Raw genomic sequence first — 12,939 nt, forward strand, 5'->3', positions numbered from 1 at the left:
ACGCCGATCCGCGCGTCCCGTAAAGCCAATCTCAGGTTGATCAAATCTCAGCCCGCATGGACCGGGCGGCCTTTCCGCCTCGTTCAATACGCTCTAGGGTTGGGTGCATGGGCTACCCTTCCCGCCCCAAGAATAAACCTCAAGTCACCCTTCCCATTCGCCATCGAGCTTATCGCGGACGCCAATGACGCGACATTCGTCCCCCGATCCGGACCTTGCCGACGGAATCGGCGGCCTGTGCGCCGCCCTGGCGGCCTCGGGCGTCGTCGGCGTCTGGCTGCACGACATCTGGGCCGATCGCCTGGTCGTCTCCGTGCCCCTGGCCCTGGCCCTGGGGCTCACCCCGGAGGAGGGCACGCGCGGCGTGCCCCTCGCCGCCCTCCTCGCCGCGATCCACGGGGACGACCGGGCCCGCGTCGAGAACGCGCTCCACGCGGCCATGGCGCGGGGCGGCGGCTTCGCGGTGGCCTTCCGCACCGCCCCCGTCCCGCGCTGGCTCGACCTGCGCGGGCGCTTCGAGGGCGATGCCACGGGGCGGACGACGCGGGGGCGGGGGATCGTCCTCGACCTCAGCGAGGATCGGGCCGGCGGCCCCCAGGACCAGCACGTTGTGAACCGGATGGCCGAGCACGCCATCGCCCTGCGGGGCCTCGCCGACGACCTCGAACGCCCCGGCCTGAGCCGCCTCCTCGATCACCTCATGCTGGAGATCGGCGCCGAACTCGCGCGCCACCTCCGGTCCGCGCCGGACGGGCAGCGGCACTGAGCGACGCTCGGAGCCTCGCTGGCGCGGGCGCCCTGATCAATCCGGCCCCGGTCCGCGCAGGAGGTAGGTGTCCATGATCCAGCCGTGGCGGGTGCGGGCGGCCTCGCGGACCGCGCCGATCTCGGCCGCGACGTCGCCGAGGCGGCCCGCGATCAGGATCTCGTCGGCGCTGCCGAGGAAGGCGCCCCAGTAGATCGTCAGGTCGGGGTCGAGGTGGTCGAAGCGCGGTTGCCCGTCGAGCATCACCACGGTGGTGTCGGCCCCCTCGGGCAGGCCGCCGGCGACCTGCCGGCCGGTGGTGATGGTGATGGGCGCGCCAATGCGGTTGAGGGGGATGCGGTGGCCGGCCGCCAGCGCCTGCACGCTGGTGATGCCCGGGATCACCCGGACCTCCAGGGCCAGGCGGCCGCGTGCCCGGATGCGGTCGAGGATCCGCAGGGTGCTGTCGTACAGGGAGGGGTCGCCCCAGACCAGGATGGCGCCGCAATCCTGGGGGCCGAGCTCGCCCGCGATCATCGCCTCGTAGAGGGCGGCGCGCGCCGCGTGCCAGGCCTCCACGGTGGCGCCGTAATCGGACGGGCTCCGGTCCCGCTCGGGGTCCTGCGCCTCCACGAAGCGGTAGGGCTTGTCCGTGAGGTAGCGGGCGCAGATCGCCCGGCGCAGTTCCACGAGGTCGGCCTTCTCGCGGCCCTTGTCGAGGGCGAAGACCACGTCGACGGTGTTGAGGGCGCGGATGGCCTGGATCGTCATGTGCTCGGGATTGCCGGTGCCGATCCCGATCACCAGGAGTGTTCTCATCGCGCGCCGTCCTCCGCCCCCCGAGAGGCATCCCCCGCCGCCCGCTTAGAGCATGCGGCGGGGAAGGGGAACCGGCCGCGCGCAGAAACCCCGTGCATTGCCAGCCCCTTAGGGCGTGCCGGGGTGTCCGCCGGCACGCCGCCCGTCAAAAGCGGCCTGTCGCCGCCCCTTCGGGTATGCTAACCTTGCATCCGACATGACGCGCGTCCGGCACATGGCACTCTGGCTCGCGGCGGTGATCCTCCTGATCGCCGTCGGCCTCATGCCGTCCGGAGCCCAGGCCCATGCCGGCCATGCGCCCGCCGCCGCTCCGGCTGCCCCTGCCCTTTCCGCCGCTTCCGCCCCGTCCGCCTCGGCAGACATGCGCTCGGCGGACATGCGCATGGGTCTTCCCGACGCGGCGATCCGAGCGGTCGTGCTGGCGGCCGCGCCGGTCAGAGCGCTGAGCAGCGGCGCCTGCGACGGCACCTGCTGCAACGGCGGCTGCCGCGGCCCCGGCTCCTGCTGCACCGGGGCCGGGCTCGCCCCGGACGGCCCCGACGCCACCGGACCGCGCGGTCCCGGTGACCGCGCCCTGGCGCGCGCCCTCCCCGCCCGGACGGACGTCGTCCCGGAAGCCCTCTCCGAACCACCCAGATTCCTCGCCTGACGCTGCCCTGCGTCCCCGAGGCGCTCGAGATCCCCGACGGGGTCCCGAGGCCGGGACGCCGCTCCGTGCTCTCCGGCGAAAGAATCCTGGTCCATGCCCCGTTCCGTCGCGGCCGCGCTGCGCGCGCTCGCCCGCCTCCTCACCCTCGCGCTCCTCTGCGCCCCCGCCCTGCCCCTCCTGTCCGGGGCGGCCTTCGCCCATGAGGGCCACGACCACGGGGCGGAGGCGGCCCCCGTCCCGGCCGCGACGGCGCCCCGCGCGGAGGCCGTCTCCGAGCGCTTCGAACTCGTCGCGCGGCCGGCGGGGGGCGACCTCGTGCTCTACCTCGACGCCTTCGTCACCAACGCCCCGGTCACGGGAGCGACCGTCGCCATGAAGACCCCGGAGGGCCGGCGCAAGGCCGCCGAGACGGCGCCCGGCACCTACCGCCTCGCGGCCCCCTGGCTGGCGGCGGACGACCACCATGAGCTCGTCGTCGGCGTCTCGGCCGAGGGCCGCACCGACATCCTCACCCTCGACCTGCACCTGCCCGCCCCGCTGGAAGCTCCGGACGCCGGCCCGTCGGATTCCGGCCCCGCCACGACGGCCCGGGCGCTGGCCGACCGCCTCGCCCGGCAGAACCCGGCCGCCCTCGCGGCGGGGGGCTTCCTGATGGGGCTCGGCGCCTTCGCCCTGGCGCGCCGGCGGCGCACGGGCCAGGTGCTCGCCCTCCTCCTCGCGCTCGGCGCGACCCTGGTGCTCGGCGGCGCGGCCCTCGCGCACGAGGGCCATGGCGCCGACGCGAAGGACCCCGCCCTCACCCCGGCCGCCCTCACCGCCGGTCCCCTGATGGAGCGGGCGCGCCGCCTGCCCGACGGCTCGGTCTTCGTGCCGAAATCGCTGCAGCGCCTGCTGGCAATCCGCACCGGCCTGACGGCGCAGGCCTCCGTCACCCGCAGCACCGAATTGCCCGGACGGATCATCCCCGACCCGAATGCCAGCGGCGTGGTGCAATCCTCCGTCGGCGGGCGCCTGTCGCCCCCCGAGAGCGGCTTTCCCCGCCTCGGCACGCGGGTGAAGCGCGGCGACGTGCTCGCCAGCGTGACGCCGCCGGTCCAGGCGGTGGACGTCTCCGACATGCGCCAGCGCCAGGGCGAGCTCGACCAGCAGATCGCCATCCTGGAGCGCCGGGTCGACCGCTTCGCGCGGCTCTCCACCACCGGCGCGGTGGCGCAGACCCAGCTCGACGATGCCCGCTCGGAACTCGGCGGCCTCAGGGACCGCCGCGCCGCCCTCGACGCCGTCCGGCGCGAGCCCGAAGCCCTGGTCGCCCCGGTGGACGGGGTCGTCGCCGAGGCCAACGCCGTGGCGGGCGCCATGGCGGCCCCCGGCACGGTGGTCTACCGCATCGTCGATCCGGGCAAGCTCTGGGTCGAGGCCCTGAGCTTCGAGGCCCTGGCCGAGGGCAGCCGGGCCACCGCGCGGCTGGGCGACGGCGGCACCCTGCAGCTCGCCTATCGCGGTACGGGGCTCGCCGACCGCAACCAGGCGGTCCCGGTCCAGTTCGCGGTGGAGGGAGACACGAAGGGCCTGCGGCTCGGCCAGTTCGTCACCGTGCTGGCCCCCGTCGGCGACGCCCGCCCCGGCCTGCCCCTGGCGCGCTCCGGCATCGTGCGGGCGGAGGGCGGCAGCCTCGTCTACGAGCACGTCAGCGCCGAGCGCTTCCTCGGCCGCCCGGTGCGGGTGGCGCCCCTCGATGCCGACCGGATGCTGGTGGATGACGGGATCGCGGCCGGGCGCCGCGTCGTGATCCAGGGCGCCGAACTCCTCGATCAGATCCGCTGAGGCCCCGATGTTCGAAGCGATCGTCGCGCAGTCCCTGCGCAACCGCCTGCTCGTCCTGGCGCTCGCCGCCGCCCTGGTGCTCACGGGCCTCCTCGCCCTGACCCGCCTGCCGGTCGACGTGCTGCCCGACCTCAACCGCCCCACCGTCACGGTGATGACGGAGGCCGAGGGGCTCGCGCCCCCGGAGGTGGAGCAGCGCGTCACCTACCCGATCGAGACCCGGATGAACGGCCTGCCCGGCGTCACCCGCGTGCGCTCGGTCTCGGGCATCGGCCTCTCCATCGTCACCGTGGAATTCGCCTGGGAGGCCGACCTCTACCGGGCCCGCCAGTTCGTGGCCGAGCGCCTGGCGCTCGCCCGCACCGAACTCCCCGCCAACGTGATGCCCCAGATGGGCCCGGTCTCGTCCATCATGGGCGGCATCCTGCTGGTGGCGGTGACCTCCGAGACCGCGACGCCGATGCAGGTGCGCGAGGCCGCCGACTTCACCATCCGCCCGCGCCTGCTGGCGATTCCCGGCGTCGCCCAGGTCATCCCCATCGGCGGGGAGGTGCGCCAGTTCCGGGTCGCCCCGAACCCCGCCGCCATGCGGGCGCTGGGCGTCACCCATGCCAGCCTGACCCAGGCGCTGGAGGGCTTCGGCACCAATGCGGGCGGCGGCTTCACCGACGCGGGCGCCCGCGAGGTGCTGATCCGCGCCATCGGCCGGACCATCGACCTCGACGACCTGCGCAACCTCGTGGTCGGCACGGCCGCGGGGCCGGTCTACCTGCGCCAGGTGGCGGAGGTGGATTTCGCGCCCCGGCCCCGGCGCGGCGACGGCGGCTACATGGGCCAGCCCGCCGTGATCGTCTCGGTGGAGAAGCAGCCGGGCGTCGACACGGTGCGGCTGACGCAGACCGTGGAGGCGGCGCTCGCCGACCTCGGCCCCAGCCTGCCGCCGGGCATCGCGGCACAAAAAATCCTGTTCCGGCAGGCGGATTTCATCGAGACGTCGCTGCGCAACGTCGTGACCGTGCTGCTGGAGGCGGTCGCCGTGGTGGCGGTGGTGCTGTTCGCCTTCCTGATGAACGCGCGCACCACCCTGATCTCGCTCACCGCGATCCCGGTCTCGATCCTCGCCACGGCGGCGATCTTCTCAGCCCTCGGCCTCTCCATCAACACGATGACCCTGGGGGGCCTCGCCATCGCCATCGGCGAGCTCGTGGACGACGCGGTGGTGGACGTGGAGAACATCCTGCGGCGCCTGCGCGAGAACCGACAGGAGGGGTCGCCGCGCTCGTCCTTCCCGGTAATCGTGGCGGCCTCCAACGAGGTCCGCTCCGGCATCGTCTACGCCACGGTGATCATCTGCCTCGTCTTCGTGCCGCTCTTCGCGCTCTCGGGCATCGAGGGCCGGCTCTTCGCGCCGCTCGGCCAAGCCTACATCATCGCGATCCTGTCGAGCCTTCTCGTCTCGCTCACCCTGACGCCGGCGCTCGCCTCCTGGCTGCTGCCCGGACTAAAAGGCCTGGAGGCGCCGGAGGGCCGTCTGATCCGGGGGCTGAAATCCGGCAACACCCGGCTCGTGGCCTTCGCCTTCGGGCACCAGCGCGGCGTGATGGCGGCGGCGGTGCTCGGCGTCGGGGTCGCGGCCTGCGCCGCCACCGGGCTGCCCCGGGCCTTCCTGCCGCAGTTCAACGAGGGCTCGTTCACCGTCAACCTCGCCTTCACGCCGGGCATCTCGCTCGCCGAATCGAGCCGGATCGGCGCCATCGCGGAGGGGCTGGTTCTCGACATCCCGGAGGTGGACCGGGTCGGGCGCCGCACCGGCCGGGCCGAGCTCGACGAGCATGCCGAGGGCGTTCACTCCACCGATCTGGAGATCGGCATGAAGGCGAGTGGGCGGCCGCGCGAGGCCATCGTGGCTGCCTTACGGGCCCGCCTCGGGGTGCTGCCGGTCGCGGTGAATATCGGCCAGCCGATCTCCCACCGCCTCGACCACATGCTCTCGGGCGTGCGCGCCGAGATCGCCCTCAAGCTGTTCGGCGAGGACCTCGACGGCCTGCGCCGCACGGCCGAAGCCCTGAAGACGGAGTTCGAGAAGATCCCCGGCATCGCGGATCTCGCCATCGAGAAGCAGGTCCGCATTCCGCAGCTCGAGGTCCGGGTCGATTCCGGCCGGGCCGCCCTCTACGGCATCGCCCCCGGCGCCGTGGTGGAGGCGGTGAGCCGGCTGGCCAACGGCCGGGTGGTCTCGACGCTCGTCGACGGCCTGCGCCGCTACGACGTCACCCTGCGCCTGCCCGAATCCGGCCGCTCGGTGGCGGCCTTGCGCGACCTCCTCATCGAGACGCCCACCGGCTGGGTGCCGGCCCATGCGCTGGCCGACATCGCCGAGCGCGACGGCCCCAACCAGATCCTGCGCGAGAACGGCCGGCGCCGGCTCGTCGTCCAGGCCAATACCGGGGCGGGGGCGGACGGCTCGGCCGTGGCCGCCGCCATCGCCGAGACGCTCGCGCGGACCACCCTGCCCCAGGGCATCACCGCCAGCCTGGAGGGCGCGTTCCAGGCGCAAGGGGAGGCGACCCGCACCATCGGACTCCTCAGCCTCGTCTCGCTGACCCTGGTCTTCGCCCTGCTGGCGAGCCGCTACCGCTCCGGGGTGCTGGCGCTGATCGTCATGGGCAACGTGCCGCTGGCGCTGATCGGCAGCGTCGCGGCGCTCTTCATCGCGGGGCTGCCCCTCTCGGTCGCCTCGATGATCGGCTTCGTCACGCTCACCGGCATCGTCGCGCGCAACGGCATCCTGAAGATCAGCCACATCCTGAACCTCGGTCTCAACGAGGACCTGCCCTTCGGACCGGCCCTGGTGCTGCGGGCCAGCAACGAGCGTCTGGTGCCGGTACTGATGACGGCACTCGCCGCCGGCATCGCCCTGGTGCCGCTGCTGGTGGACGGCACCGCGCCCGGCAAGGAGATCCTCCACCCCGTCGCCGTGACGATCTTCGGCGGCCTGTTCAGCGCCACCCTCCTCGACGCGGCGCTCACCCCCGTCCTCGTCCTGCGCTTCGGCCGGGACGCCTTCGCCCGCCTCCAGGCGGCGCGGGCGCCCGAGCCGGCCCCTGCGACGGGCGCCCCCGCCCCTGCCCTCTTCTGACCTTCCGCGAACGGAGATCACCCCATGAAGACCGCGACACACCTGCTGGCCGCCCTCGCGCTCCTCGCCCTGACGGGCGCCGCCCCGGCCCACGAGGACCACCGCGACGGGGACGGGCACGATCACGGCCACGGCACGCCGGGCCACACGCATGAGGGGCCCGCGAAGGCCGGGGCGCCCACCCCCTCCACCAAGGCGTTCGAGGAAGCCGCCATGCGCATGCACGGCGACATGGAGATCCGCTATTCCGGCGACGTCGACCGCGACTTCGCCGCCGGCATGATCCCGCACCACGACGGCGCCATCGCCATGGCCCGCATCGCCCTGCAATATTCGAAGGACCCGGAGGTCCGGGCGCTCGCCGAGACCATCGTCAAGGCGCAGGAAACCGAAATCGCGCAGTTGCGGGCGATCCTGAAGCGGAAGGAGGCGGCGCCGAAGGCCGCGACCGCGCGCTGAGGCGCCGCCCCTGGTCGGGGTGGGCGGCGGCGCTATCTGGACCGGTTCCAGACAGGCATCGCGGAGCCGCCCCGGCATGAGCTTCCCCATCTCGCTGACTGTGAACGGCGTGGCGCGCAGCCTCGTCCTGGAGGATGCGCGCGTCACCCTCCTCGACCTGCTGCGCGAGCGCCTCGACCTCACCGGGGCCAAGAAGGGCTGCGACCGCGGCCAGTGCGGCGCCTGCACCATCCTGGTGGACGGCGTGCGGCTGAATGCCTGCCTGGCGCTGGCCGTGAGCTACGATGGCGCGGCGATCACCACCATCGAAGGGCTGGCCGAGAACGACGCCCTGCACCCGGTCCAGGCCGCCTTCCTGGAGCATGACGGCTTCCAGTGCGGCTTCTGCACCCCGGGCCAGATCCTCAGCGCCGTCGGGCTGATCCGGGAGGGCCAGACCGGGGGCGACCCGGAGCGGGTGCGCGAGGGCATGAGCGGCAATCTCTGCCGCTGCGGCGCCTATGCGGGGATCACGCAGGCCGTGCTCGCCGCCCACGGGGCGATGACCGGCGCCGACGTGCTGCCCGGCCGCCAGATCGCGGAGGATGCGGCATGAAGGCCTTCGACTACATCCGCCCCGCCAGCGTCGCCGAGGCGGTGGCGGCCGCCGCCCGGCCGGGCGCGGCCTACCTCGCCGCCGGCACCAACCTCCTCGACCTGATGAAGGGCGGTGTCACCCGGCCCGACGCCCTCGTGGACATCACCCGCCTGCCCGGCCTCGACCGGATCGAGCGTCTGGCCGACGGCACGACGCGCATCGGCGCCCTGGTGCGCAACGCAGCGCTGGCGCACGATCCCGTCATCGCCAAGCGCTATCCGGCGCTCGCCGAAGCGCTGCTCTCGGGCGCCTCCGGCCAGTTGCGCAACGTCGCCACCACCGCCGGCAACGTGCTGCAGCGGACCCGCTGCCAATACTTTTACGACACCGCCAGCGCCTGCAACAAGCGCGACCCCGGCGCGGGCTGCGAGGCGCGCGGCGGCGTCACCCGCGGCCACGCGATCCTCGGCTGGAGCCAGCACTGCATCGCCACCCACCCCTCCGATTTCTGCGTGCCGCTCGCCGCCCTCGACGCCAGCGTGGAGATCGCGTGGCCGGCCGGCGCGCGCTCCGTGCCGCTGGAGGCGTTCCACCGCCTGCCCGGCGACCACCCGGAGCGCGAGACCGTGCTGGAGCCGGGCGACCTCATCGTCGCCGTGACGCTGCCGGCCGACGCGGAAGGCTTCGCCGGCCACAGCCGCTACCTCAAGGTGCGCGAGCGCACGTCCTACGCCTTCGCGGTGGTCTCGGCGGCCGTGGGTCTGCGAATGGAGGGGGACCGGATCGCCGAAGCCCGCATCGCGCTGGGTAGCGTCGCCCTGAAGCCGTGGCGGGCCCGGGAGGCGGAACACCTGCTCGCCGGCGCCGCGCCGACGCCCGAGACCTTCGCCAGAGCCGCGCAGGCCGCGCTCGCGGAGGCGACGCCGTCCGGCGACAACGCCCACAAGATCGAGCTCGCCCGCCGCCTCGTGGTGCGCGCCCTGACCCTGGCCGCCGCCGGCACCCCGGCCCTCGTCCCCGCGCTGCCTGCGAGCCCCTTCGCCCCCCTCCCCTCGGCCGGAGCCCCTGTGCATGCCTGAGCGTCAGCGCCACGGCGCCTCCATCGGCCAGCCGCTCACCCGGCGCGACGGCCATGCCAAGATCACGGGCGCGGCCCGCTACAGCGCGGATGTCAGGCCCGAGGGCCTGGCCCACGCCGTGATGGCGGTGAGTTCGATTGCCCGCGGCCGGGTCACCCATCTCGACGTGGCGGCGGCCCAGGCGCATCCCGGCGTGATCGCCGTGATGACCCCGGAGAACGCCCCCACCCTCGCCAAGTCCCCGGACCTGAAGGACAATCCCTTCGCGTTCCGCCTCGACCTCCTGCAGAACGACGGCGTGCGCTACGCCAACCAGCCCATCGCGGTGGTGATCGCCGAGACGCTGGAGGCCGCCACCGAGGGCGCGGCCCTGCTGGCACCCCGCTACGAATCGCAGGCCGTCAGCGTCGCCCTCGGGGCGGGCGAGGTGTTCTGCCCCGAGACCATCGGGGCGGGTTCGGCCACCGACGAGGGCTCGGGCGATGTCGGCGCCGGCATGGCGGCCGCCGAGACCCGGATGGAGGCGACCTACGACACGGCCGCGCAGTACCACAACGCCCTGGAGCCGCATTCCAGCGTGGCCGAGTGGGACGGCGACCGCCTGACGCTCCACACGCCGACCCAGGCGCTCTGGATCGCGAAGGGCCGGCTCGCCGGTCTGTTCGGGATCCCGCCGGAGAACATCCGCGTGATCTGCCCCTATCTCGGCGGCGGCTTCGGCTCGAAGGGCTTCATCGCCTCGCCCCAGATCCTCGGGATCATGGCGGCCCGATTCGTCGGGCGTCCGGTCAAGCTGGTGACCCGGCGCGAGCAGATGTTCGGCCCCGTGGGCCACCGCGCCGCCACCCGCCAGACCCTGACGCTCGGCGCCGCCCGGGACGGCACCCTCACCGCCCTCGACCACCACACCCTGACCCTGACGAGCCGGCACGACGACTTCGTCGAGCCCTCCGGCATCCTCTCGCGCCACCTCTACGCGGCCGGCGCGATCGCCACCACGCACGCGGTCTCGCGGGCCGATATCGGCACGCCGATCTTCATGCGCGCGCCGGGCGAGGCCTCGGGCAGCGTCGCGGTGGAGAGCGCCCTCGACGAACTGGCCCTGGAGCTCGACCTCGACCCCCTGGAGATCCGCCTGCGCAACTACGCCGAGGTGGAGCCGATCAGCCACCGGCCGTTCTCCTCCAAGGCTCTGCGGGAATGCTACGCGCAAGGGGCGGAGCGCTTCGGCTGGGCCGCCCGCCCGAGGCAGCCGCGCCAGATGCGCGACGCCGACGGGCTCCTCGTGGGCTGGGGGCTCGGCACCGCCACCTACCCGGCCGGGATGATGCAGGGCGAGGCCCGCGCCACGATCCGGGCCGACGGCACCGCCCTGATCGAGACCGCCGCCCAGGACATGGGCCAGGGCGCCTGGACCGTGCTGGCGCAGATCGGCGCCGACGGGCTCGGCCTCCCCCTGGCCCAGGTGGAGCTGCGCATCGGCGATTCGGACCTGCCGAACGGCGGGCTCGCCGGCGGTTCCACCGGCACCGCCACCGGCGGCACCGCGGTCCACAACGCCGCGCAGGCCGCGATCGCCGAGCTCGCGGAGCTGGCGGTCAACGATCCCGCTTCGCCCCTCTACGGCGCCGGCAATGCCGGCGTCACCGCCCTCGACGGACGCCTCGCCCGCAACGACGACCCCGCCCGCTCGGAATCGTTTTCCGAGATCCTCGCCCGCGCCGGCAAGGCCTCGGTGGAGGCGAAGGGCCAGGGCGCGGGCGACCCCGCCTCGCGAAAGGCCTATGCGATGCACGCGCACGGGGCGGTCTACGCGGAGGTGAAGGTCGATCCCGATCTCGGCCAGATCCGGGTGACGCGGCTGGTGGGCGCCTTCGCGGCCGGGCGGATCGTCAACCCGCACCTCGTGCGCAGCCAGTATTACGGCGGCATGATCTGGGGCGTGTCCCTGGCGCTGCACGAGCACGCGGTGCTCGACCCGCGCTCGGGCCGGGTGATGAACGCCAACCTCGCCGAGTACCACATCCCGGTGAACGCCGACGTGCCGTCGCTGGAGGCGATCCTGGTGGAGGAGCACGACCCGCACGTGAACCCCCTCGGGATCAAGGGGGTCGGCGAGATCGGCATCACCGGCACCGCCGGGGCCATCGCCAACGCGGTCTGGCACGCGACCGGGATCCGCGTGCGCGACATCCCGATCACCCTCGACCGCCTGCTGGGGTGACCCCGTCTCCGCTCCAACGGGGCGGAGACGGGAGCCTCCGGCCACCGCCCTATTCGCGGATCAGCTTGCCCGAATACACCACCGGCCCGGTGGGCTGGCCGGTGGGCGAGCCGCCCTCCGGCTCGACGGAGACCGCGAAGGTGCCGGCGGCGAGCGCGTCGCCCTGCGCCGGCAGGGTCAGGCCCCGCGCCCCCGCCCCGACGAGGCCGAGGGTCCTGGGGGCCTCGCCGGCGCCGACATACCAGAGTTCGAGGCTGCGTCCCGCCGGGGCCTGGGCGCCCACGGGGCGCACCCGCGCGGTGCCGGCCCGGGTGTCGATGCTGACGAGGAGCGCCGGCGCCTCGCCGCCGCTGCTGACCACGGCGAGGTAGCGGCCCTCCCCGTTCGTCGCCGGCCGCGGGCCGGCCGCGATGAACAGGGCGAGCCCCGCGGCCAGGACGGCCGCCGTGCCGGCGGCGAGGCGCCAGCGCCGCAGGGAGCGGTGGAGCGCGCCGACGTGGTCGTCGTTCGCCGCGGCCGGGTGGCCGGCGCCCGCCGGAGGGGCGACGGCTCGGGCGATGGCCGGCCACACGCCGGGACCCGGCTGGACCTCGGGGGCGGCGAGGGCGAGGGGTGCCAGGCGGCGTTCCCAGGCGTCCCGCGCGGCGCGGGCGGCGGGGTCCACCGCGAGTTCGAGGTCCACCGCCGCCCGCTCGGACGGCGACAGGGTGCCGAGCACGTACTCGGCCAGCCGCAGGTCGCGCTCGTTCGGATCCGGGGTCATGCGGCACCGTCCAGACAGCCGCGCAGGGAGGCGAGACCGCGATGCAGCCAGGTCTTGATGGTGCTCACCGGCCGGTCGTAGCGCTGGGCCAGGTCCTCGCGGGACCGGCCCTCGCAATAGGCCAGCACGATGCAGTCGCGATGCAGGGCCTCCAGCCGGCCGAGGCAGGCCCGGAGCGCGTGGCTGTCGAGGATCGCGCCCGCGCTGTCATGTGGGTCGGCCAGCCGCTCCACCCAATCCTCCCCGTCCTCGGTCGCCGGCCCCTGGATCTCGCTGCGCCGCCGCACCCCGTCGATCGCGCGGTTGCGCGCGATGGTACAGAGCCAGGCCAGCGGCCGACCGGCCTCCGGGCTGTAGGACGCGGCGTTCTGCCAGACACGCAGGTAAACGTCCTGCAGCACATCCTCGGCCAGGCTGCGATCCGCCTGGATACGCAGGATCACGCCGAAAAGTTTCGGCCCCGTCCGGTCGTACAACGCCCGCAGGGCGGCCTGATCGCGCCGGGCGATCCGCGCGATCAGCCCCGCCAGGGCGGCGTCGGTGCGCGCGGGATCGTCGGCCGGGGGACCGCCGAGCTGAGGGCTGGCACGCAACGGTTGGGCTTCCTCTCTGCGCGCGGGCCGGCTCGGGGCCCGGTGGCGGGTCTCAACTCAGGTTAGTC

The 12,939-nt window shown here is 74.0% G+C and carries 11 protein-coding genes; 8 read left to right on the forward strand and 3 right to left on the reverse strand.

Annotated elements, in window-relative coordinates:
* Positions 1 to 184: 184 nt before the first annotated feature.
* Positions 185 to 766: a PAS domain-containing protein gene (locus OF380_RS22450; RefSeq protein ID WP_264047754.1), complete on the forward strand. Its 582-nt coding sequence runs from the start codon at positions 185 to 187 to the stop codon at positions 764 to 766.
* 36 nt (positions 767 to 802) lie between these two features.
* On the opposite strand, the gene cobF is transcribed toward OF380_RS22450, so the two are convergent.
* Positions 803 to 1,564: a precorrin-6A synthase (deacetylating) gene (gene cobF / locus OF380_RS22455; RefSeq protein WP_264047756.1), complete on the reverse strand. Its 762-nt coding sequence runs from the start codon at positions 1,562 to 1,564 to the stop codon at positions 803 to 805.
* A gap of 196 nt (positions 1,565 to 1,760) precedes the next feature.
* Here cobF and OF380_RS22460 point away from each other — a divergent pair, with 196 nt between their 5' ends.
* The 7 genes from OF380_RS22460 to OF380_RS22490 all read left to right on the forward strand — a co-directional run bounded on the left by OF380_RS22460 (position 1,761) and on the right by OF380_RS22490 (position 11,515).
* The gene (locus OF380_RS22460; RefSeq protein WP_264047759.1) at positions 1,761 to 2,213 is read left to right on the forward strand and encodes a hypothetical protein; all 453 of its coding nucleotides are present in this window, start codon (positions 1,761 to 1,763) and stop codon (positions 2,211 to 2,213) included.
* Positions 2,214 to 2,306: 93 nt separating this feature from the next.
* The gene (locus tag OF380_RS22465) at positions 2,307 to 4,037 is read left to right on the forward strand and encodes an efflux RND transporter periplasmic adaptor subunit (RefSeq protein WP_264047761.1); all 1,731 of its coding nucleotides are present in this window, start codon (positions 2,307 to 2,309) and stop codon (positions 4,035 to 4,037) included.
* Positions 4,038 to 4,044: 7 nt separating this feature from the next.
* Positions 4,045 to 7,176 (forward strand): efflux RND transporter permease subunit, encoded by a 3,132-nt coding sequence (locus OF380_RS22470; RefSeq protein WP_264047763.1) that lies wholly within the window; start codon positions 4,045 to 4,047, stop codon positions 7,174 to 7,176.
* A gap of 24 nt (positions 7,177 to 7,200) precedes the next feature.
* Positions 7,201 to 7,635 (forward strand): CopM family metallochaperone, encoded by a 435-nt coding sequence (gene copM, locus OF380_RS22475; protein WP_264047765.1) that lies wholly within the window; start codon positions 7,201 to 7,203, stop codon positions 7,633 to 7,635.
* Positions 7,636 to 7,711: 76 nt separating this feature from the next.
* Positions 7,712 to 8,230: a (2Fe-2S)-binding protein gene (locus OF380_RS22480; protein WP_264047767.1), complete on the forward strand. Its 519-nt coding sequence runs from the start codon at positions 7,712 to 7,714 to the stop codon at positions 8,228 to 8,230.
* Positions 8,227 to 9,291 (forward strand): FAD binding domain-containing protein, encoded by a 1,065-nt coding sequence (locus OF380_RS22485; protein WP_264047769.1) that lies wholly within the window; start codon positions 8,227 to 8,229, stop codon positions 9,289 to 9,291. The genes OF380_RS22480 and OF380_RS22485 overlap by 4 nt, the downstream gene beginning before the upstream one ends.
* Positions 9,284 to 11,515, forward strand: a complete 2,232-nt coding sequence (locus tag OF380_RS22490) for a xanthine dehydrogenase family protein molybdopterin-binding subunit (protein ID WP_264047771.1) — start codon at positions 9,284 to 9,286, stop codon at positions 11,513 to 11,515. The genes OF380_RS22485 and OF380_RS22490 overlap by 8 nt, the downstream gene beginning before the upstream one ends.
* Positions 11,516 to 11,564: 49 nt before the next feature.
* Here OF380_RS22490 and OF380_RS22495 read toward each other — a convergent pair whose 3' ends face one another.
* On the reverse strand, positions 11,565 to 12,278 hold the full coding sequence (locus OF380_RS22495; protein ID WP_264047773.1) for an anti-sigma factor: 714 nt from the start codon (positions 12,276 to 12,278) through the stop codon (positions 11,565 to 11,567).
* Positions 12,275 to 12,871 (reverse strand): sigma-70 family RNA polymerase sigma factor, encoded by a 597-nt coding sequence (locus OF380_RS22500; protein WP_404810494.1) that lies wholly within the window; start codon positions 12,869 to 12,871, stop codon positions 12,275 to 12,277. Before OF380_RS22500 ends, OF380_RS22495 begins: the two co-directional genes overlap by 4 nt.
* Between the last annotated feature and the right edge of the window lie 68 nt (positions 12,872 to 12,939).

Origin of the sequence: Methylobacterium sp. FF17 (assembly GCF_025813715.1) — a bacterium.
Taxonomy (GTDB): domain Bacteria; phylum Pseudomonadota; class Alphaproteobacteria; order Rhizobiales; family Beijerinckiaceae; genus Methylobacterium; species Methylobacterium flocculans.